Raw genomic sequence first — 22,598 nt, 5'->3', positions numbered from 1 at the left:
AGGCTAGGCCTTACGGCCGCAATGGGGCGGCCGGAACCATTAAGCGGAGGCTAATGCCATGTCGTCTGGGTCCAGTGTGGCGGATCTGTTGAGTTCGGAAAAGTTCGCCGACGAGTTCATCGCGGACTACTACGAGCACCTCGCCCAGGAAGATGCGGAGAACTACACCCTCGAGGTGCTCCAGCAGCGCGCGTACGCGCATCGGGACCTGGCCGCGCGTCGGGCGGACGGCCAGGCGGTGGTGCGGATCTTCCAGGAAGAGCACGCCAGCGTGGTGATGATCGTCACCGACGACATGCCGTTCCTGGTGGATTCGGTCACGGCCGAGATCGTCCGGCAGGGAGCGGCCATCCGGATGCTCAACCACCCCATCTTCCTGGCCACCCGCAACCGCGAGACCCACGAACTGGTGGACCTGAGGCGGGTTCCGGCCCATGCCGGGCTCTCCAGCGGTGATACTGCCGCGCTGCCGAGCCTGTCCGCGGAATCGGCCAGCCCCGGGAACGCCACGTTCGTCGAGTCCTGGATTGCCGTGGAAACGGCGAAGATCGGCACCGAGAAGCAGGAAGCGGAGCTGGTTGCCGGGCTGCTGCGGGTCCTCGCCGATGTCCGCATCTCGGTGCAGGACTGGCCCGCCATGCGCCGCAAGGTGCGCGAAATCGCCGATTCGCTTGATTCGATTACCGGAGCCGGGCAGATCCCGGACCTGCAGGAAGCCAAGGCACTGCTGGACTGGCTCGACGCCGGCAATTTCACCTTCCTGGGCTTCCGCGAGTATGACCTGGTCGTCCAGGACGGCGAGGACGTGCTGGTGGCGCACGAAGGCAGCGGTCTGGGCATCCTGCGCCAGCAGCCGGAGGGACACCGCATCCAGCACCTGACCGAGGCCGGCCGGGCCAAGGCCCGGGAGAAGCGTGCTCTGGTGCTGACCAAGGCCAACTCACGCTCAACCGTGCACCGGGCCGCCTACCTGGACTACATCGGCGTCAAACGTTTCGACGCGCAGGGCAATGTCGACGGCGAGCGGCGCTTCGTCGGCCTGTACGCCACCAGCGCCTACAACAGTTCCGTGCATTCGGTGCCGATTGTCCGCACGAAGGTCGAGGCCGTGCTGCGCCACTGCGGCTTCCCTCCGGATTCGCATTCGGGCAAGGACCTTTTGGCGATCCTGGAGACGTACCCGCGGGATGAGATCTTCCAGATGGACGAGGCCGAGCTGGCCGATACGGCCCTGGGCATCCTGCGGCTGCAGGAGCGCCGCCGCACCCGGCTGTTCCTGCGCCAGGACATCTACGGCCGGTTCGTCTCGGCACTGGTTTTCCTGCCCCGCGACCGGTACACCACCGCGGTCAGGCTGCGGATCGAGGACGAACTGAGGCGGACCTTCCAGCCCCAGGCCATCGACTACGAGGCGCGGCTGACCGAATCTGCACTGGCCCGGCTGTTCTTCCGGATCCGGCTGCCGCGCGGGGCCCAGGTGGCGCAGGTGGACACCGCCAGCCTGGAACGCCGGCTGGCGGACGCTACGCGGTCGTGGGGCGAGGGCATCACCAAGGTGATCCACGGCAAGTACGACGGCGAGCGCGCCCAGCGGCTGGCCGAGCGCTGGTCGGAGGCCTTCCCGGCAACCTACCGGGTGGGTTTCGACGTCGAGGACGCCCTGGAGGACCTCGAACGGTTCGAAAGCTTTGCCGCCGAAGGCGCGGCCGCCCCGATCATGCACGTCTATGTGCCGGCCGGGGTCGGGGACCTGGACGAGGACGCCCGGCTCAAGCTCTACCTGACCGAACCGAAGTCCTTGAGCCAGATCCTGCCGGTGCTGCAGAACCTCGGGCTGGAGGTGCTCGATGAGCGCCCCTTCGAGATCCAAACCGCAGACGGGGCCCAGTTCTTCCTGTATGACCTGGGCCTGAAGTACCCCGAATCGGTGGCGCCGGAGGGGACCGGGGAGCTGCTCGAGGCCGCCTTCTCGGCCGTGGATACCGGCCAGAGCGAATCGGACGGCTTTGACCGGCTGATCCTGCGCGAGCGCATCGACTGGCGGCAGGTGGCGGTGCTGCGCAGCTATACCAAGTACATGGTCCAGCTGGGCCACGCCAGTTCGTACGGCTTCGTTGCCGATACCCTGCTGGCCAACCCTGCCGTGGCCCATGCCCTGCTGAAGGTGTTCAACGTCAGCTTCCATCCGGAACTGAGCGCCGATACCCGGCCTGCGCAGCTGGCCCGGGCCCGCGAGGCGCTGAACGCCGAACTGCAGGCCATTCCGACACTGGACGCGGACCGTGCGCTGCGGACCTTGGCCAACATCATCGAGGCGACGCTGCGGACGAATTATTTCCAGCACAAGCCGTACATGAGCTTCAAGTTCAGCCCGGAGCAGATCGACAGTGCTCCCTTCCCGCGGCCGAAGTACGAGATCTGGGTCTACTCGCCGCAGGTGGAGGGGGTGCACCTGCGCTTCGGCGAGGTGGCGCGCGGCGGCCTGCGCTGGTCGGACCGCCGCGAGGACTTCCGCACCGAGGTCCTGGGCCTGGTCAAGGCCCAGATCGTGAAGAACGCGGTCATCATCCCGACCGGGGCCAAGGGCGGCTTCTTCGCCAAGCGGCTGCCGGATCCGTCGGCGGACCGTGCGGCCTGGTTCGCGGAAGGGCAGGCCAGCTACCGGACCTTCATCCGCGGGCTGCTGGACATCACCGACAACCTGGTCCGCACCGCTGAGGGCAGCCATGTGGTGCCGCCGCCGCGGGTGGTGCGCTATGACGGGGACGATTCCTACCTGGTGGTGGCCGCGGACAAGGGTACGGCCAGCTTCTCGGATATCGCCAACGAAATTTCGCTTGAGTACGGGCACTGGCTCGGTGACGCCTTCGCGTCCGGCGGGTCGGTGGGTTACGACCACAAGGCCATGGGCATCACCGCCCGGGGGGCCTGGGAATCGGTCAAGCGCCACTTCAGCGAGCTCGGCGTGGATACCCAGAACGAGGACTTTACCGTTGCCGGCATCGGGGACATGAGCGGCGACGTGTTCGGCAACGGCATGCTGCTCTCGGAGCACATCCTGTTGGTGGCGGCGTTCGACCACCGACACATTTTCCTGGATCCTGATCCCGATCCGGCCGCCTCGTTCGCCGAACGCCGGCGCCTGTTCGAACTGCCCCGCTCCTCCTGGGCCGACTACGATTCCGCACTGATCAGCCCCGGCGGGGGGGTCTACCCGCGTACGGTCAAGTCCATTCCGCTTTCGGCCCGGATGCGCCAGGTGCTCGGCGTGGAGGCCTCGGTGGAAGCCATGAGCCCGCCGGAGCTGCTGCGCGCGATCCTGCAGGCACCGGTGGACCTGCTCTACAACGGCGGCATCGGCACCTATGTCAAGGCCGCGGCGGAGACCAACGCCGAGGTGGGGGACAAGGCCAACGACCCGATCCGGGTGGACGGCAGGATGCTGCGCGCCAAGGTGGTCGGCGAGGGCGGGAACCTGGGCATGACCCAGCGCGGACGCATCGAAGCGGCGCTGAACGGGGTGATCCTCAATACGGACGCGATCGACAACTCCGCCGGCGTCGACTGCTCGGACCATGAGGTGAACATCAAGATCCTGCTCGACCAGCTGATCGCTGCCGGCAAGTTCCCGGCCGCGGAGCGAAGCCAGCTGCTGGAATCGATGACGGACGAGGTGGGCCGGCTGGTGCTCGCTGACAACGTGGACCAGAATGTGCTGCTGCTCAACGACCGGCAGGGCGTGATCGAGTGGAGCCCCAGCTATGAACGCCTGATGGATTCGCTCGAGAGCCGCGGGGAGCTGGACCGCGGGCTGGAGGCGCTGCCCACGACGCAGCAGCTGCGCGAGCGGATCGCCGCCGGCCAAGGGCTCACCTCCCCGGAGCTGTCCGTGCTGGCCGCCTACGCGAAGATCGAACTGTCCCGGGCCCTGACCCAGTCCAGCCTGGCCGATGATCCGTACTTCGACAAGGTCCTGCAGGGGTACTTTCCGCGGCAGCTGGCGGACCGCTTTGGCCGCGAGATGAACCTGCACCCGCTGCGCCGTGAAATCATCGCCACCGTGGTGGCCAACGACATGATCAACATGGGCGGCATCACCTTCGTCTACCGGGCGATCGAGGAAACGGCGGTGACCCAGGAGCACATCGCCCGGGCCTTCGTCGCGCTGCGGGAAATCTATGAACTGGACAGGTTCATGGACGACGTGAACGAACTGCCGGCCAGCATTCCGACCAAGGTATGGACCACGGTGCACCTGGACATGCGCCGGCTGCTGGACCGGGCCGTGCGCTGGTTCGCCAACCACGTCGGCCACGGCACGCCGGTCGCCGAGAGCATTGCCACGTTCAAGCCGCTGATCGATCCGCTGCGGACCAGGCTGGTGAATTATCTGCGCGGCAATGACCTGGCCCGGGTCCGCGAATGGCTGGCCACGGCCGAAGGCTGGGGCCTGCCGGACTCGCTCGCGCACCACTGGGCCGAGCAGTTCGAAAGCTTCGGACTGCTCGACGTCGCCCGGATTGCCGCCCGGATCGAGGAGCCCGTGGACCATGTGGCGCACGTGTACTACACGGTCTACGACAGGTTCGACGTCGATTCGCTGCTGGTACGCATCACCAACCTGCCGCGGACGGACCGCTGGCAGGCCCTGGCCCGCGCCGCCATGCGCGACGACCTGTATCAGACGGTGACCGACATGACCACGTCGATCATGCATTCGACCCTGCCCAGCCTGCCGGCGGAGGACCGGCTGCACCAGTGGGAAAGCGCCAATGCCGAAAGCATCGAGCGTGCCAGCAATATGCTGGAAGAAGTCAACAAACTGGATCAGGACGACATGGCCTCGCTGTCGGTGGCCCTCCGCCTGATGCGCTCGATCGTTCGGAGGTAATTTGGCCATCTTTACGGACCCCATCAAGGACTATGCGGAGTTCGGGCCCGGAGATGCCGAATGGCTTCATCTGCTCGTCGGGGACTGGCAGCTGATCGCGGATCTTGCGTTCGCCGACCTGGCCCTGTGGTTTCCCACACCCGACGGCAGCTATGTCGCCCTGGCCCATGTGCGCCCCTCGACCACGCATACCGTGTTCCACAGCGACTTCGTGGGGGAACGGATCCGCGCGGACCTGATGCCATTGGTGGACTTGGCCCGGCAGACCCAGACCATCGAACGCTCCCGCGAATCCGACTGGACCACCGAAATGGCCATGCGGGTGGAAGCGGTGCCGATGGTGCGCAACGGGCGCACCCTGGCGGTCATCACCTCGCACATGGACCTGTCCAGCTCGCGGATGCCCTCGCGCCTGGAACTGACCTACCGCCAGTGCGCCTACGACCTGCTGCGCATGTGCACTCTGGGCCTGTGGCCGGACTTTGCCTCGCCCACCGGATCCCGGCGCGGCGCGCCGCGGGTTGGCGACGGCTTGATCCGGCTCGATGCCGACGGCATCGTGCAGTACGCCAGCCCCAACGGAGTGTCGGCCTTCCGGCGCCTGGGCGACGTCGAGTCCCTGGAGGGACGGTCGCTGGCCGAGGTCACCACGGGGCTGCTCAGGGACCGGCGGATGGTGGACGAAACCTTGCCGCTGGTGGTGACCGGTCGGATGCCGTGGCGCACCGAGATTGAATCCCGGGGCGTCAGCCTGTCCCTGCGCGCCATCCCGCTGCGCAACGAGACCGAGCGTTTCGGGGCGCTGGTGCTGTGCCGGGACGTGTCCGAACTGCGCCGGCGCGAGATGGAGTTGGTCTCCAAGGACGCCACGATCCGCGAAATCCACCACCGGGTGAAGAACAACCTGCAGACCGTGGCGGCGCTGCTGCGGATGCAGTCGCGCCGGATGGTCAGCGACGAGGCCAAACAGGGCTTGGAGCAGGCCATGCGCCGGGTGGCCACGATTGCCCTCGTGCACGAGACCCTGTCCCAGGGACTGGCCCAGAACGTGGATTTCGACGAACTGATCGGCCGCCAGTTCCGGCTCTCGGCCGAGGTGGCCTCACCGTCCCAGGCCGTGCGTACCGAACGCAGCGGGGACTTCGGCGAGCTGCCCAGCGAATTCGCCACGCCGTTGGCGCTGGTGATCAACGAACTGGTGACCAACGCCGTCGAACATGGTCTGCATGACCGTAAGGGCACCGTCTGGCTGACCGCCAGCCGTCAGCAGCGCGACGACGACGCGGAGGTGCTCAAGGTGAGTGTGGCGGACGACGGCATCGGGCTGCCGGCGGAGAACCGCAGCGAGGGCCTGGGCCTGCAGATTGTCAGGACCTTGGTGACCAGTGAGCTGGGCGGGACCATCGACTGGAAGCCGCGGGAGGGCGGCGGCACCTGCGTCGACATCAGCCTGGTCCTGGACCATGCGCCGGCCCGCTGAGCGCTCAGCGGCTGCCCCGGCCTCGCAGGCTCGGCCGGGGACCCCTGCCGCTTCCCTTTCGGGCACTCTGCTCCAGGGTGCCCGAAACGCCGAAGGCCGCTGCCGGATCCGGCAGCGGCCTTCGGCGGGCCTGTGCCCGCTCCTGGCGTGTGGGGGTCGCCAGAGTCAGGAAGCGCGGCGGGCGCGGGCTGCGCGCCGCTTCAGGGCACGGCGCTCGTCTTCGCTCATGCCGCCCCAGACACCTGCGTCCTGGCCTGATTCCAATGCCCACTGCAGGCACGTGTCAATCACCGGGCACCGGCGGCAAACGCTCTTCGCCTCTTCGATCTGCAGCAGGGCCGGGCCGGTATTTCCTACCGGGAAGAACAGTTCCGGGTCCTTGTCGAGGCACGCCGCACGGCTACGCCAATCCATCTGATCACTTACTCCTTTTTGAGGACATGGCCCGGGGAACGGTTTGGGGAAACACTCGCTGCGGGCCCATAGCAAAGGGGGGCTGCTCAGGCCCCCCGAATTCATTCAAAAACAAGCGTTTCATGTTAAATCTGTGTAAACAAGGGCCGCTGCGGACTTAATGCCCTTCAAGCGTGAGTCTTTCATCACATGGCACATCGGCGGCGCCGGCGGAGCGGCTGACCAAATGTGCGGCCTCTGCCTCCAGCCGCGGGGGACGGCTGCAAATCGACTATCTAGGGTAGGGTGCCAGTGTGTCAATACCCTCGTCCGCTTCCGGCGCTGTGAAGCGTCCGGTTTCCATCATCATCATTTCCCTGGCCGTGGTCTTCGAGGCGCTGCTGCTGCTGGCCACGGCCGCCTGGTTCGTGGCCGGCCTGCTGACCCAGACGCCGCTGTCCCTGGGCGGCACCATTTTCCAGCTCGTGCTGATCCTGCTCTTTGCGGTGTGGCTGCTGGCCGTTGGGCATTTTATGTTCCGCGGCTACCGCTGGACGCGCGCGGCAGCAATTGTCTGGCAGGTATTCATGATTGTCGTGGCCGTTCCGACCCTGAATGCCGGCCAGGTGCTGCTGGGGCTGGTCCTGCTGGTGCCCGCGCTGGTGGTGGCGGTATTGATCTTCGGCCGGCCGGTGACGGAATTCCTGGTTAAGGGCTCGGGTCCGCAGGCGCTTTAGCCTTTCCGGCGGCATTCCCGGACCGGCTGCACAGCGCAACCTGCATGGTCACAGTCCGGCCGTGCCCGATCCGGTACCCGCGTCCCGGCGGCGCCCAGTCCGCGTCCAGCCGTACCCCGAAGAAGGCGCCGTCCTCCGGCGACCGTGGCGCGAGCACCATGCCCCATCCGGCGGATCGTGCCTGTGCTGCCAGCGGCCCCAGCTGCGGCAAGGGGGCGGCCGGGACCGCCGTCAGCACGATGCTGGCGCCGCCGGCGGCCAGGGTGGCCAAGGTTCGGTGCGTCCCGGCGCCGAGCAGGTGCGCATCGTCCACGAGCAGTAGGGTGCCCGGACCGCAGCCCGGCAGCAGTTCCCAGTAACGGTCCGGTGGGCAGTCCGGACCGGGCCGGCACAGCTGCCAGCTGCCCTGCAGCTGTTCGGCCAGCAGGTCCAGCAGGTTGCTCTTGCCGCTGCCCGGTCCGCCCAGCACCAGATGGACGCAGCCGGCGCGCAGCGGTAGTGCGGACGGCTGCAGTTCGTCGCCCTCCACGCCAACCACTGGTGCCGTCTGCACCCCGCCCGGCCCCGGTTTCCTGGCCGGGGCAGCGGCAGGCAGGGCTGCTGCTGGCAGCAGCATCGGCAGGTCCTCCACCCGGAAGGGACGTTGTGCCGGCGCCACCGGGGCCGGGACCTGGGCCGGTGTGGTTGCCAGTTGCGCTGCGGCATCGCGGCCACCGCTGATCGGTCCCTGCACCAGCGCGCGGCCCGGGACCGGGTCCAGTGGCGGCAGCCGCGGCCAGGCCAGCAGGGCCTCGGGCGGCGACCCCGCCGGCAGGAAGCATCTGTTCGGTACCAGGGCGAAGAACCGGCTGGAATGCAGTTCCCGGTCCCCGGACACCGCCAGACTGATTCCGGTGCTGCCACCGTCGCGGGCGATGTCCTGCAGGCAGTCCTCGGCCCAGTCGAGCCGCCCGTTGCGGAAGGCGGACAGCCAGCGGCCCCAGCCGTTGACCAGCAGTACCAGCGGTACACGGCTGCCGGGGGCGGCGGTGCCCAGCCGGTCGGCCGCCTCGCGGGCCAGCCGGCGCAGCAGCCGGGCGCCGCGCGCCGTTTCCCTCGGTCCCACGTAGGCCCCGGTCCGGCCGCAGCCGCCCAGCCCGGCCAGCGAGCCGTCACCGTCCAGCAGGTAGCAGTGCCGTTCCGTTTCCTCGGCCAGCAGAGCCAGTCCCAGACACTGGAGCACATCCCGGGCACCGCTGGCTTCGGCGCCGACCAGGCCCAGATGGCCGTCCCGTTCGGGCAGCCAGCGCAGCTGGACCTGGCGCTGCTCCTCGGGCAGGTCCAGCAGGCCGAGGCCGACTCCGGGCGATGCCGCCCCGGGGACCGCCGGTCCAGGCTGCAGCACCGGTGGCAGCGGCGGCGGCAGGACCGGTCCGGTGCCGGCCAGCCCCAGCGCCGCCGCGGCCCGTCCGATTTGCGCTACCAGCTCAGCGGTCTGGTCCGGCGCCGGTACGGGCTCGACGGAGTCCGCTGGCCTTCCGCTGCCGGTGGCGGGGCCGCCCAGCCATTGGGACAGGGTCTGCACGGCGGGCCCGGACGGTGCCGGGCCGTCCACCATGGCCGCCTGGAACAGGACCGGTGGGCCGCCGGCCAGCCGCAGGTAGGCCCGCCCCGGTGTGCCGGCACTGATCGAGGCTGCCGCATCGGTGCCCACGACGTCCGCGGACTCGGGCCGGCTGAGGACCCGCAGTGCGATGGACGCATTGATGTTGGCGCGGATGTCGGGGGAAACGGCCCCCTGCGGCCGCTGCGTGGCCAGGACAAGATGGATGCCCAGGGACCGGCCCAGGGTGGCAATGCGCATGAGGTCGCCGAGCGCGTCGGGCACCTCGTCCACGAGGATCCGGAATTCGTCGACGACCACGACCAGGCGCGGCAGCGTTCCGGCGGCGCAGCCGGCGATGTCCCTGGCCGCCAGGCCCGCCAGCAGGGCTTCCCGGCGCCGTACCTCGGCCCTCAGCCAGCGCAGCGCCCGGCCGACGTTTTCCACTGAGAGGTCGGTGAGCAGCCCCGCGGTGTGCGGCAGTTGTGCGAGCGCGCCCAGACCCGCACCACCCTTGAAATCCACCAGCAGGAAGGCTGCCTGCTGCGGCCGGTAGGCGGCGGCCAGCCCGAGCACCAGGCTCCGCAGCAGTTCCGACTTTCCGGAACCGGTGGTGCCGGCGACCAGCAGGTGCGGGCCGTCCCGGGCCAGGTCCAGCGTCAGCGGCCCATCGCTGGTGGAGCCGATGGCTACGGCCAGGCCGCGGCTGTCCCGGTTCTGCTGCCAGCTGCCGGTGACATTCCCGCCGGCCAGGCGCGGCCCCGGCGGATACCGGGCCGGAAAGTGCGGGCGGCGGCGCCCGCCGGCCGCGGCCAGCCGGGCGAACCGGTCCATCGTATCGGCCCCCACCAGGTCCGCCGCGAAGGTGAGCCGCTGCGGTCCGCGGACCAGCGTGGCGGATTCCGGATCCATCGTTAGCAGCACCGGTGCCCCGGTACCGGCCGGCCCGGAAGCCGCTTCCGCCGGGACCGGCCGCGGGACCGCGTGCCGGGGCGGTGGGGCCGGCGCCGGGCGGTCCGGGGCCGCGAACCGGATGACGGCCGTCGCAACGCCGGCGTCCACGGGCAGCGGGATGCCCGCCGTGCGGCCCGTCAGCAGCAGCACCGTGGCCACGCCGGCGTCCGGCTCCGGGACCGTGCCGGCGAGCTCGACGCCCGGGATGAACCGGGCGGAAGCCGGTACATGTCCGGCATCCCCGCAGCAAACTACCCGCAGCGCGGAATCCATGGCCCGGCGTCCCAGTTGCAGCAGGCAGCAGCGCAGCATGCCGTCCAATTCGTGCAGATTTCCGTGCACCACCAGTTCGCGGATCGCCAGCAGGTCGACCAGGACAGGTGCCTGCGGGATGACCGGCGGCTCCGGACCGCCCGCGGGCAGACCGATGTTGGCAGCCTGGTCCGCGGTCCCCAGCCTCAGCCAGAGATGCTGCGGTGGCCGGCCCGGGTCCGAAGCCGGCGGCGCAGCCGGTTCCAGCAGCCCGGACAGGATCGTGGCAGGATCCGGCCCGGCACCGCGCCGCCGTTCCCCGTCCGCAGCCGCCGCCTCGGCGACGGCCCTGCGGTAGGCCCGGCGCTGCTTCCGGCCGGCGGCATAGGGGATGACCGCGGCCGCCAGGGATCCGGCGCCGAAGGCCAGGAAGAGCCACATCCCGGTGGCCGCTGCCAGCGCCAGGCCCGCCAGCAGGGGCAGCCCGGCCAGCAGCAGTGCCAGCCGGGCGCGGGCGTCCGGCGGCCGGCTGCGCAGGTCCACGGGCCGGGCCAGGTCCGCCTCGGGAAGCCATGCAGGCAGCGGCTCGTTGCCGGCCAGCAGCCGGAACCGGGAGCTGCCGGCCAGCACCGTGGTCCCGGTATCCAGCACGGCCTGCCGGACCCGGCGGCCATCCACCCGGATACCGTTTGCGGAGCCGTTGTCCCGGAGCACGACGGCGTGACCGGTGACCTCGAGTACCGCATGGCGACGGGACAGCCGCGGATCGGCCACGCCGGACCCGTCCGGGCCGCGGCCCAGCACCTGCCGGCCGCGGCGCAGCTCGAGAATCCGGCCCGCATCCGGGCCGCCGTTCGCGGCGAGCGCGAGCAGCGGGCGCAGCGGCGTGCCCCTGGCCGCCGGGGTGCCGGGGCTGGCCGTCCCGCAGACAATGACCGCGCCGTCGAGCAGCGGAGCGGTGCCCGGCTCCAGCGCCTCCAGCGGCACCCCGTGCACGGCCAGCGGCACAGGCCGGCCCGGAAGCCGGTGCGTGTCCGGCTCGCCGCGGACCGCGCCCGCCAGACGCGCCCGGAGCCAGTCGGCCAGATCGACGGTACCGCACCGGCCGGCGTCGACCACCAGCTCGGAGTGCTTCCCAACCCACGCCGCGGCAGCCGCCGGCAGGCCCGGGGCGGCGGCCAGGGACAGATGAAGCAGCACGGCGGCTCCTCCCGGTGCAGGACCTGGATCCGTGGGTGTTACCGGCACTCTAGGCGCGCTCGAGTCCGGGCGCAGGCCCCCTTCGTCCGGCTGTGGATAAACCCGGTGCCGGCCCCGGCCGGGCCCGCCGGCGGTGCGGCGGCCCTGCGATCGGGCGGTAACCTTGGTGGTGGCCGACGCGCCCCGCAAGGACCGGGAAGGCCCTACCATCCAGCAACAACGTCGAGGAAAAGGCCCACACCAGGTGAAGATCGCTGTCATTGCCCTTGGCAAGATCGGGCTGCCGCTGGCGGTCCAATTCGCGTCCCAGGGACACGAGGTAACCGGCGTCGACGTCAATCCCGCCGTCGTCGAGCAGGTCAACGCAGGGATCGAGCCGTTTCCGGGGGAGGCGGGCCTGCAGCAGAAGCTGGACGAACTGGTGCCGGCCGGCCGGCTGCGGGCCACCACCGACTATGCCCAGGCAGTTCCCGGCGCCGACGCCGTCGTGCTGGTGGTGCCCCTGTTCGTGGACGACGAGGCCCGCCCGGACTTCGGCTGGATGGATGCGGCGACCACCGAGCTGGCCCGGCACCTGACCCCCGGAACGCTGGTCTCCTACGAGACCACGCTGCCGGTGGGCACCACCCGCACCCGCTTCAAGCCCATGCTGGAAGCCGGCTCGGGCCTGGCCGAAGGCACGGACTTCCACGTGGTGTTTTCCCCCGAGCGGGTGCTGACCGGGCGCGTGTTCGCGGACCTGCGCAAGTACCCCAAGCTCATCGGTGGCCTCTCGCCGGCCGGTGCGGCCGCGGCGAAGGCGTTCTACGAGGCGGTGCTGGACTTCGACGAGCGGAGCGATCTGGCCCGGCCCAACGGCGTCTGGGACCTGGGCTCGGCCGAGGCCTCGGAACTGGCCAAACTGGCCGAAACCACCTACCGCGACGTCAACATCGGCCTGGCCAACCAGTTCGCCCGCTACGCGGCGACCGCCGGGATCGACATCTACCAGGTCATCGAGGCCGCCAACTCGCAGCCCTATAGCCACATCCACCAGCCGGGCATCGCCGTCGGCGGGCACTGCATCCCGGTCTATCCCCGGCTCTATCTCTGGAATGACCCGGCGGCGTCGGTGGTGCGCGCCGCGCGCGAGGCCAACGCCGGTATGCCGGACTACACCATCGGCCTGCTCGAAGGAGCCTACGGCGACCTTGCCGGGGCCCGCGTAGTGGTGCTTGGGGCCGCCTACCGCGGCGGGGTCAAGGAGACGGCCTTTTCCGGGGTGTTCGGCGCCGTCGCTGCGCTGGAAGCCCGGGGCGCCGTGGCGCTGGTGCACGACCCGCTGTTTTCCGACGACGAACTGAAGGTGCTCGGGTTCACCCCGTACCAGCTGGGCGGGCCGGCGGACGCCGCCGTGGTCCAGGCCGACCACGCCGACTACCAGGACCTCGGGCCGGCGGACCTGCCGGGGATCAAGGTCTTCATCGACGGCCGGCGGGTGAGTTCGGCCGAGCGCTGGCCGCAGGTGGCCTACCGTGTGATCGGCAAGCCCTGAACCACCTCAGAGGGAACTTCGGAAAGGAAACCACCGCATTGAGTTTCATCGCTGATTCCGCCGATGTATCGGAGCGGGCACAGCTGGGCGAAGGCACCAAGGTCTGGCATCTGGCGCAGATCCGAGAGGACGCCGTCCTCGGGACCAACTGCATCGTCGGCCGCGGCGCGTACGTCGGCACCGGGGTGCGGATCGGGGAAAATACCAAGATCCAGAACTACGCCCTGGTCTACGAGCCGGCACAGCTGGGCCGCGGGGTGTTCATCGGACCGGCCGTGGTGCTGACCAATGACACCTACCCCCGGTCGATCTCCCCGGACGGCACGCTCAAGAGCGCCCACGACTGGACCCCGGTGGGCGTCACGGTCGGGGACGGCGCGTCCATCGGGGCCCGCGCCGTCTGTGTTGCCCCGGTGCGGATCGGCCGCTGGGCCACCGTCGCGGCCGGCGCCGTGGTGACCCGCGACGTACCGGACTTCGCCCTGGTGGCCGGCGTCCCGGCGCGGCGGATCGGCTGGGTGGGCGAGGCGGGCCAGCCGCTGTCCGACGACGGCGGGGGTCGGTTCAGCTGCCCGGCCACCGGCCGTACCTATGTCGAAGAGAACGGCGTCCTGCGCGCCGTCGGCGCCGGAACCGGCGATACCACAGCGGGACAGACGAGCCACACGGAAGGCGGCCGAGAGGCATGAGCAAGGATTTCATCCCGGCGGCCAAGCCCATTATCGGCGATGAGGAACGGGCCGCCGTCGACGCCGTGCTGGTCTCGGGCATGCTGGCGCAGGGCAGCGAGGTGGCGGCCTTCGAGCAGGAGTTCTCCGCCGAACTGCTCGACGGCCGCCCGACGGTCGCGGTCAACTCCGGCACCTCCGGGCTGCACCTGGGCCTGCTGGCGGCCGGCATCGGCCCCGGCGACGAGGTGATCGTCCCGTCCTTTACGTTCGCGGCGACGGCGAATTCCGTGGCGCTCACCGGCGCCACGCCGGTGTTCGCCGACATCGACCCGGACTACTTTTGCCTCGACGCCGCCTCCGTGGCGGCAGCCGTCACGGACCGGACCCGGGCCATCATGCCGGTGCACCTGTACGGCCACCCGGCGGACATGGACGCGCTCGGCGCGCTCGCCGCCGGGCGCGGGCTGAAGTTGTTCGAGGACGCTGCGCAGGCGCACGGCGCCGCGCTGCACGGCCGCCGGGTCGGCACCTTCGGCGAGTTCGCCATGTTCAGCCTGTATCCGACCAAGAACATGACCTCCGGCGAGGGCGGCATGGTTTCCACCCCGGACGACGACGTCGCCCGCCGGCTGCGCCTGCTGCGGAACCAGGGCATGGAACGCCAGTACGAGAACGAGCTGGTCGGCTTCAACGCGCGCATGACCAACCTGCATGCGGCGATCGGCCGGGTGCAGCTGCGCAATGTCGGCGGCTGGACCGCCATCCGCCAGGCCAACGCGGCGTTCCTGACCGCCAACCTCGAAGGTGTCACCACGCCGGCGGTCGCGGCCGGGGCGGTGCACGTCTACCACCAGTACACCATCCGGGTGGCGGCGGGGGAGCGGGACCGCTTCGCCGCGGCGCTGCGGGAGGAGTACAACATCGGCTCCGGGGTGTACTACCCGGTACCCAACCACCGGCTGCCCTCCTTCAACCGCGACGTACAGCTGCCCCATACCGAAGCCGCAGCGCAGGAAGTCCTCTCGCTGCCGGTGCACCCGTCACTGGATGCCGAGGACCTGGACCGGATCGTGGCGGCCGTGAACGCCCTGGCCAAGGCGGGTGCCTGAGCCATGGCGGCAGGAAGCGGACAGCAGGGCAAAGCAGCCGGCCAGGCCCCGGTGCTGCGGGCCGGCCTGATCGGGCTGGGCATGATGGGCCGGCACCACGCACGGGTGCTGCGCGAAACCTCCGGGGTGGAACTGGTGGCGGTCGCCGATGCCTACGGCGATCCGCACGGGACCGCCGGCGCGCTGCCGCTGCTGGGCTCCGTCGAGGAGCTGATCCGGGAAGGCATCGACGTCGCCGTCTGCGCCGTGCCCACCGGGCTGCACGAAGAGGTCGGGCTGGCCCTGGCCGAGGCCGGGGTGCACACCCTGGTCGAAAAGCCCATCGCGGCAAACGCGGCCGCCGGCGCACGCCTGGTCGAGGCCTACGAGTCCCGCGGACTGGTCGGAGCGGTGGGACACATCGAGCGGTACAACCCGGCGCTGCAGTCCCTGCGCGCTCGGCTCGCGGCCGGGGACCTGGGCCGGGTCTACCAGATCGCCACCCGGCGGCAGGGCCCGTTCCCGGCGCGCATCGCCGACGTCGGGGTGATCAAGGACCTGGGCACGCACGACATCGATCTGAGCGCCTGGCTGGCGCAGAGTCCGTTCGCATCCGTCGGCGCGCGCACCACCTTCCAGTCCGGCCGCGAGCACGAGGACATGGTCGCCGCCACCGGCCAACTGGCCAACGGCATCATCACCAGCCACCTGGTGAACTGGCTCTCGCCGATGAAGGAACGCGTCACGGTGGTCACCGGCGAGCGCGGGGCGTTCGTGGCGGACACCCTCACCGCCGACCTGACCCTGTACGAGAACGGCACGGTGAGCACGGAGTGGGACTCCGTGGCCAATTTCCGCGGCGTGTCCGAGGGCAACGTCACCCGGCTGGCCATCGCCAAGCCCGAACCGCTGCGGACCGAGCACGAAGCCTTCCGCGATGCCGTGCTCGCCGCCGGCGGACACGGCCCGGCCGCAACGGCCGGCGTGGTGAGCATGCGCGAGGGCCTGCAGACGCTGCGCGTGGCCGAGGCGATGATCCTCTCGGCCCGCGAAGGCCGTACCGTGCAGCTTGACGACGTCGGCGACGGCAGCTGAGCCGGCCACCCGTGCGCATCCTCGTCGCCACCCGCATCTATACGCCGGAGGCCGGTGCCGCCGCGTACCGGCTTGCCGCCATGGTCAGGGCGCTGCGCCGGGCCGGCCACGACGTCGTCGTGCTGACGACCAAGGCGCCGGGTGCCCGGCAGTCGGCGGCGGGCATCCGGCGCTGGCCGGTGCTGCGTGACCGCACCGGGGCCGTCCGCGGCTATGTGCAGTACGCCAGCTTCGACCTCCCGCTCATCTTCCGGCTGCTCGCCGGGCGCCGGTTCGACGCCGTGGTGGCCGAGCCGCCGCCGACCACCGGCGCGGCGGTGGCGCTGGCGGCAGCGCTGCGCCGCCGGCCCTATGTCTATTTCGCTGCCGATGTCTCGTCGAACGCGGCGGCCGGCATCGGTGTGAACCCGCTGGTGGTGGCCCTGCTGCGCGCCGCGGAAAAGCGGATCCTGGCCGGGGCGGCGTCGGTGCTGAGCATCTCGGCCGGGGTCAGTGCCGCGGTCCGCGAACTGACCGGCGGCCGGGCCAAGGTCGCCGAGGTGGGCACCGGGATCGACACGGCGACGTTCTCGCTGCAGGGCCCGGCCGCGCCGGCGGGCCCGGTCTTTGTCTACGCGGGCACGATGTCCGAGATCCAGGGCGCCGGGGTGTTCGTCGATGCCTTCCTGCGGATCATGGACCGCGTCCCGCAGGCACGCCTGCTGATGTACGGGCAGGGGGTGGAGCTGGCCGAGCTGCAGCGCCGGGCCGCCCCGGCCGGGGACCGGATCCGGTTCATGGGCGTGGCCGGCGGCGATGAAATCGCGCGTAGGCTGCGCGGTGCCGCGGCCGGACTGGCCTCCGTCCGCCCGGCCCGCGGCTACGATTTCGCCTTCGCTACCAAGGCGTTCGTGAGCCTGAGCTGCGGCGCCCCGGTCATCTATGCCGGAGTGGGGCCGCTGCGGTCACTGGTAGCGGAGAACGCGCTGGGCCACAGCGTGGACTGGGACGCCGGGCAGGTGGCCGAGGCAATGCTGGCGGTGCTTGCCGAACCGGTTCCGGAGCCGGAACGCCGCCGGTACTCCGCCTGGGTGGCGGAAAACTTTTCGCTGGACGCAGTGGGGGAGCGCGCCGCCGCCGCGGTGACGGCAGCGGCAGCCAGGAGCTGAGGGTCCAAGGTTTCACCAAGGCCGCGGGTGCAAAGTTGCCTTGCACAACCGCCATTTGGCCAGAATGGCGGACCGCACCCTTATAAGGATCCGCAAATGTCTGCCAAACATTTACTGTGCACGGCTGCCACCGCAGTGCTGCTCGCCGGAGCCCTGACCCCGCTAGGCCTGGCGCCCGCCCGCGCCGAACTTGCCGGCCGGGGGCCGGTGGACCCGCAGAACGGCTTCCCGTCCTGGTACTCCGACGGCACCGTCAAGCTCCAGCTCTGCTACACGGCGGAACCAGGCTGCCTCTCGACACCGCCGAATTCCGGCCCGGCCTCCTACCCGGACAACTTTCCGGAGGAGGCCTTCTGGTATGCGGCCGAAGCCAGCGGCGGCAGCCTCCGGCTCTACCAGGCAGCGCTTGAGGGAGCCCACCTGAACGGACCCGTGGTCCCGGGCGAGCAGATCGGCTTTGCCCGGCTGCGCTTCCGCCTGAAGGACCTCGTGCCCGGCGCCGACTACACCATCACCCATCCCTACGGGGTCCAAGTGGTCACCGCCGAAGACGACGGCACGGTGTACGAGACCTTCGACGCCGGCGTCTGCGCCCCGACCCGCACCACCCCCTGCGACTGGGACGGTGTGGGCGAAGCCTTCCTGGGCGACTACGAACTGGGCAGCACGGCCACGTTCCTGCGCCAGATCGGCGCGCCGGCCGGAAAGCTGGGCGACCCCAACGTGCCTGCCCCGGTGACCGGGGCGCCGTCGGGCAACAACTTCGTCACCGTCGCCGGGCCGAACGCCGGCGGCCGGGGCATCGACACCCTGACGGTCGACACCTTCGCCGTCCAGGGTGTGCTCTTCGAGGGCGACGACGGCGCGCCCGGCACGCCCGACCTGACCGACGCCAGCGACAGCGGCCGCTCCGCCGCGGACAACATCACCAACGTGGCGACACCGGAATTCACCGGCAGCCTGCCCGGCCCGGACGGCGGCACCGTGGAACTGCTGCTCGACGGTGCCGCCGAGGCGGTTGCCTCGGGCACCTCCGCCGGGGGCACCTACACGGTGCAGCTGGCCGCCCCGCTGGCTTCCGGCGTCCACAAGGTCCAGGCCCGGACCGCCAATCCCGCGTATTCGGCGGATCCCGAGGCGCCTTCCGAACCATCGGTACCGCAGTACCTGACCTCACCGGCGCTGACCTTCACCGTGGACACCACCGCCCCGGACGCCGCCGTGACGGCCCCCTTCCCGTCGAATCCCTCGCTGGACAACACGCCCACGTTCCACTTCAGCGCCAACGAGGCCGGCGCACGGTTCGAGTGCCAGCTGCTGCCCAGCAACAGTGAGTGGGACCCGACCTGCACCTCGCCGACCACCTACGACGCGCAGGCCAACGGCAGCTACACCTTCAATGTCCGGGCCACGGACGTGGCCGGCAATGTCGGGGCCATGGCCAGCCGGAACCTGAGGATCGGCCCGGCGGACACCATCGCGCCCACCGTGTCCTCCCGCGAACCGGCCTCCGCCGCGACCGAGGTCGGCCTGGACAGCAGCATCAGCGTCAACTTCAGCGAGGATGTCCTCGGTGTCTCGGCGGAGACCTTCACGCTGAAGGACCCGGCCGGGACCGCGGTTGATGCCTCGGTGGACTACGACCCGCTGACCGGGCGGGCCGTGCTGGACCCTTCGGCCACCCTGGCTGCAGGCACGGTCTACACCGCGACCCTGTCCGGCGGCACCGGCGCGATCCGCGACGCCGCCGGCCTGCCGCTGGCCACCGTGAGCTGGTCCTTCACCACGGCCGCGGCCCCCACCGTCACCGCCCGGACGCCCGGCGCCGGCGCCACGGGGGTGCCGGTGGGCAGCAGCATCACGGCGACGTTCAGCAAAGCGGTGACCGGCCTGGGCGCAGCCACCTTCACCCTGAAGAATGCTGCAGGCACCGCCGTCCCGGCCACGGTCAGCTATGACGGCGCCAGCCGGGTGGCCACGCTCAAGCCCACGGCACCGTTGGCCGCGGCCGCCACCTACACGGCGACCCTGTCCGGCGGCGCTGCCGCCATCCGCGCCACCGCGGACCTGCCGCTGGCCACGGCGGGCTGGTCCTTCACCACGGCCGCGGCCCCCACCGTCACCGGCAGGACACCTGCCTCCGGGGCCATGGCCGTGGCGGCGGACGGTAATATCACCGCAACCTTCGGCAAGGACGTCACCGGCCTGGACAGCACCTCCTTCACCCTGAAGACGGCCACCGGTACCAGCGTCCCGGCGGCGGTCAGCTATAACGCGGCGACCAGGACCGCCACCCTGAACCCCACGGCGAACCTCGCCGCGGACACCAGGTACACCGCCACCCTGACCGGAGCCATCCGGGACACCATCGGCACCCCGCTGGCAGCCACCGGTTGGTCCTTCACCACCGGTGCGGCGCCGGCCGTCACCGCCAAAGCGCCCGGTACCAATGCGCTGGCGGTGCCGCAGACCGGCAACGTCACCGTGACCTTCAGCGAACCGGTGCAAGGCATCACCGCCTCGACCTTCAGGATCACGAAGGCTTCCACCGGCGCGGCGATCGCCGCCACCGTGACCCGCAACGGAACCACCAACCAGTGGATCCTCAACCCGGGAACGACGCTGGCGGCAGACACCAGGTACACGGTCAGCCTCACCGGCGGCAGCACCGCCGTCCGGGACCGGGCCGGAAACCCGCTGGCCGGGACCAGCTGGCCCTTCACCACCGGTCCGGCACCCACCGTGACGGCCCGGACGCCCGGCACCAACGCCACAGCGGTCCCGCGCACCGGCAACATCACGGTGACTTTCAGCGAACCGGTGACCGGGCTGACGTCGTCGACCTTCAAGATCAAGCGGGCCTCCACCGGCGCGGCCGTGGCCGCCACCGTGACCCGCAGGGGTTCCACGAACCAGTGGATCCTGAATCCGAACGCAACACTGGCGGCGAACACCAAGTACACGGTGACGCTCTCCGGCGGCGGCACGGCCATCCGGGACGGGGCAGGCAATCCGTTCCGCACCGGCAGCTGGAGCTTCACCACCGGAACCCGCTAGCGGTCATCCCCAATCCCCGCCGCCCGTGCGCAACTCCCAGTGCGCGCGGGCGGCGGCACGTGCTAGGCGCCCAGGAGGCGGGCGAGCACCGCGCGGCTGACCGCCTCGTCCTGGTCCGAGCTGAGCGCCCTGGCCGCACGGTGGACATTCGCCTTGTAGTGTTCCACCCGCTCCGGGGTCAGCGCCGACAAGGCCCGGACCAGTGCCTCGGTGCTGAAGTCCTCGGTGACCACGCCCAGGTCATGTTCGCGCATCAGCCGCGCTGTCTCCGGGGACGGGCTGAAAACAAGGGCCAGCCGCGCCTGGACGAAGTCGAAGAACTTGTTCGGCAGCATCAGGCGGTGGTTCGTCGTCTGCGGCGGCAGGCTGAACACCCCGACGTCGTACTGGTTCAGCGTCCGCGGCAGCGCCTCCGGAGCCACCGCGTCGTGGAAGGCGATCCGCTCGTCCCCGGCGGCCAGGTCCCGCAGCCGCTGCCAGTAGCGGCCGCCGTCGCGCGCCTTGACCAGGTACAAATCGAGGCTGAAGCGGTCATCCAGCGCCTTGACCGCGTCGATGGTCCCCTCGAGGTTGCGCCCGGGCACCGCGGCGCCGCTGTGGGCCAGCCGGATCCGGCCCGGTGCCGGCGGCGAGGGCGCCAGCTCGCGGTACGGCCCGGCATTGCGCACCACCTGGACCGGGCAGCCGAACCGCTCGGTGTACAGGGCCGCGATGGACGCGTTCACCGCCGTCACCGCGGCGGTGCGCGGCAGGTACTTGGCGCAGACGGCATACATGTACGGCTTGACCAGCAGCCGCCACGGCAGCACATGGGCCCGCTCCTCGGGGGCCCACTCGTGCATATCTCCCCACACCGGGGCGCCGTCCGCGACGGCGTGGGCCAGCGGCAGGGCACGGGCCTCGTTGGCGACGACCAGGTCGAAGCGGCGCCCGCGCACCAGCTCCAGCGCGCGGCGGACGGCCGGGGCCGTCAACTCGACCGACCCATGCAACCGCAGCCCCAGCCTGGCCACTCCGCCAAGGGTCTGGGGCAGCGAGGGCAGGGCGGCGTCGATCTCCAGATGGGTGCTCGAGCCCGGCGGCCGGCGGCCGTAGGAGAGCGTGGTCACCTCACCGGCCTCGGCCAGCAGGGCCAGCTGGCGCAGCACCCGTGAATCAGCCTCGATGTCGGAAAACGAGATGCACAGGATCCGTGCCGCCAAACCTGCTCCTTGGTGATTAGTTGGTGTTTCGCCGTTATTCCCCGGGTCCCCGGCAGCCGGAAATCCCGGCGGCTGGCCGCATCCAGCCTACCTGCCGCACCGCCGCGGGCCGGCGTGGTTAGGATGGCAGGCAGGCCCGCCTACCGTCCAGGATGAGAAGTGAAGATCGCGATCACCAAGAGCACGCTGCGCATTCCGCCGACGTATTTCGCCACGGCCCATGCCCAGAAGCTGGGCAGCCGGCACGATTTCCGCATCTTTACGCTCGCTGCCGACATCGAGGACCCCTCGGTCTCCGTCCCGATCACCGACTTCGTGCCCCGGATCGGGCTCGGCTTCCGCCAGCGCGAGCTGATGATCCCCGCCTTTATGCCGCTGATGACCTTGGCGGTGCGCCGGTTCCGGCCGGATGTGATCCACCAGCACTTCGGCACCTGGTCCCTGCCCGCGGTCAATGCCTCGCGGCAGGCCCCGGCACCGCTGCTGACCACGCTGCACGGATCGGATGTGGTGTCGCTGGCCAACCCGGCGGACACGATGATGGCCAAATGGCACCACCGCAATGTGCTGGCCGCCGCCGCGCAGAGCCGGCGGCTCCTCGCGGTGAGCCGGTACCTCGCCGGCCGGGCCGTGGATCTGGGCCTGGACGCGGCCAAGATCCAGGTCCACTACCAGGGCGTGGACACCGACTACTTCGTGCCCGGCGACGGTACTGAGGCGGCGGAGGCACCGATTGTGCTGTTCGTGGGCGCGCTGAATACGCAAAAGGGCATCCGGGACCTGATCGACGCCTCGCTGGCCGTCTGGCGCCGCGCGCACCACCGCCTGGTGGTCATCGGCGACGGTCCGCTGCGCGAGGCGGTCCGGGAGCAGGCATCCAGCCATCCCCACATCGAGTTCCTGGGCCGGCTGGACCGGGAGCAGATCCGCCGCTGGCTGCAGCAGGCCTACCTGCTGGTGGCACCGAGCCAGGAGGCCGGGGGAGCGCGGGAGGCCGCCGGGCTGGTCCTGCTCGAGGCGCAGGCCTGCGGCACACCGGTGCTGGCCTACCGCAGCGGCGGGATACCGGAGATGGTCGACGACGGCGTCTCCGGCCTGCTGGCCGCCGAGGCGGACTACCCGGGGCTGCAGGCGGCGCTCTCGGAGCTGCTCCAGCTCTCCGGCGCCGAATACCACACGATGCGCCGGGCGGCGCGGCAGTATGTGGAACGCCACCGCAGCCTGGCCGGCAGCTGCGCCGAACTCGAGCAGCATTACGTTGACACCGCAGCCGGCTGACCACCGGGCGCCGTGAGGGCGTTCAGGCCGGTATGG

The 22,598-nt window shown here is 70.6% G+C and carries 13 protein-coding genes; 10 read left to right on the top strand and 3 right to left on the bottom strand.

The features are described from left to right. The first annotated feature begins 58 nt into the window (after positions 1 to 58). Positions 59 to 4,891, top strand: a complete 4,833-nt coding sequence (locus tag LVY72_RS12510; protein WP_237821305.1) for an NAD-glutamate dehydrogenase — start codon at positions 59 to 61, stop codon at positions 4,889 to 4,891. Position 4,892: 1 nt separating this feature from the next. Then, on the top strand, positions 4,893 to 6,371 hold the full coding sequence (locus LVY72_RS12505; RefSeq protein WP_237821303.1) for a sensor histidine kinase: 1,479 nt from the start codon (positions 4,893 to 4,895) through the stop codon (positions 6,369 to 6,371). A gap of 165 nt (positions 6,372 to 6,536) precedes the next feature. On the opposite strand, the gene LVY72_RS12500 is transcribed toward LVY72_RS12505, so the two are convergent. Next, a complete protein-coding gene (locus tag LVY72_RS12500) occupies positions 6,537 to 6,785 on the bottom strand; it encodes a WhiB family transcriptional regulator (RefSeq protein WP_026818945.1) in 249 nt (82 codons plus the stop codon). 293 nt (positions 6,786 to 7,078) lie between these two features. On the opposite strand from LVY72_RS12500, the gene LVY72_RS12495 reads away from it, so the two are divergent. After that, positions 7,079 to 7,501, top strand: coding sequence for a hypothetical protein (locus LVY72_RS12495; RefSeq protein WP_237821301.1), 423 nt, complete (start codon positions 7,079 to 7,081; stop codon positions 7,499 to 7,501). Here LVY72_RS12495 and LVY72_RS12490 read toward each other — a convergent pair. Further along, positions 7,473 to 11,489 (bottom strand): type VII secretion EssC family protein, encoded by a 4,017-nt coding sequence (locus LVY72_RS12490; protein ID WP_237821300.1) that lies wholly within the window; start codon positions 11,487 to 11,489, stop codon positions 7,473 to 7,475. The two genes, LVY72_RS12495 and LVY72_RS12490, sit on opposite strands and share 29 nt — an antisense overlap. Before the next feature lie 244 nt (positions 11,490 to 11,733). On the opposite strand from LVY72_RS12490, the gene LVY72_RS12485 reads away from it, so the two are divergent. The 6 genes from LVY72_RS12485 (at position 11,734) to LVY72_RS12460 (ending at position 20,082) form a co-directional block, all read left to right on the top strand. After that, positions 11,734 to 13,023, top strand: coding sequence for a nucleotide sugar dehydrogenase (locus tag LVY72_RS12485; protein ID WP_237821298.1), 1,290 nt, complete (start codon positions 11,734 to 11,736; stop codon positions 13,021 to 13,023). Positions 13,024 to 13,061: 38 nt separating this feature from the next. Beyond that, a complete protein-coding gene (locus LVY72_RS12480; protein ID WP_237821296.1) occupies positions 13,062 to 13,712 on the top strand; it encodes an acyltransferase in 651 nt (216 codons plus the stop codon). Then, complete coding sequence (locus tag LVY72_RS12475) at positions 13,709 to 14,803, top strand: DegT/DnrJ/EryC1/StrS family aminotransferase (protein ID WP_237821294.1); 1,095 nt, start codon at positions 13,709 to 13,711, stop codon at positions 14,801 to 14,803. Before LVY72_RS12480 ends, LVY72_RS12475 begins: the two co-directional genes overlap by 4 nt. Positions 14,804 to 14,806: 3 nt before the next feature. Next, on the top strand, positions 14,807 to 15,877 hold the full coding sequence (locus LVY72_RS12470; RefSeq protein WP_237821292.1) for a Gfo/Idh/MocA family protein: 1,071 nt from the start codon (positions 14,807 to 14,809) through the stop codon (positions 15,875 to 15,877). A gap of 11 nt (positions 15,878 to 15,888) precedes the next feature. Next, positions 15,889 to 17,025, top strand: a complete 1,137-nt coding sequence (locus LVY72_RS12465; protein WP_237821290.1) for a glycosyltransferase — start codon at positions 15,889 to 15,891, stop codon at positions 17,023 to 17,025. A gap of 96 nt (positions 17,026 to 17,121) precedes the next feature. Further along, on the top strand, positions 17,122 to 20,082 hold the full coding sequence (locus LVY72_RS12460) for an Ig-like domain-containing protein (protein ID WP_237821287.1): 2,961 nt from the start codon (positions 17,122 to 17,124) through the stop codon (positions 20,080 to 20,082). A 62-nt stretch (positions 20,083 to 20,144) separates the two neighbouring features. Here the strand turns inward: LVY72_RS12460 and LVY72_RS12455 are convergent, their stop codons facing one another. After that, positions 20,145 to 21,284 (bottom strand): glycosyltransferase, encoded by a 1,140-nt coding sequence (locus LVY72_RS12455; RefSeq protein ID WP_237821285.1) that lies wholly within the window; start codon positions 21,282 to 21,284, stop codon positions 20,145 to 20,147. Between the two features lie 159 nt (positions 21,285 to 21,443). Here LVY72_RS12455 and LVY72_RS12450 point away from each other — a divergent pair, with 159 nt between their 5' ends. Continuing rightward, positions 21,444 to 22,562, top strand: a complete 1,119-nt coding sequence (locus tag LVY72_RS12450; RefSeq protein WP_237821283.1) for a glycosyltransferase — start codon at positions 21,444 to 21,446, stop codon at positions 22,560 to 22,562. Positions 22,563 to 22,598: the final 36 nt, after the last annotated feature.

The organism is Arthrobacter hankyongi, from assembly GCF_022012395.1.
Lineage (GTDB): Bacteria > Actinomycetota > Actinomycetes > Actinomycetales > Micrococcaceae > Crystallibacter > Crystallibacter hankyongi.
Note: the sequence above shows the minus strand (reverse complement) of the source record. Positions and strands in the feature narration are given on the sequence as shown.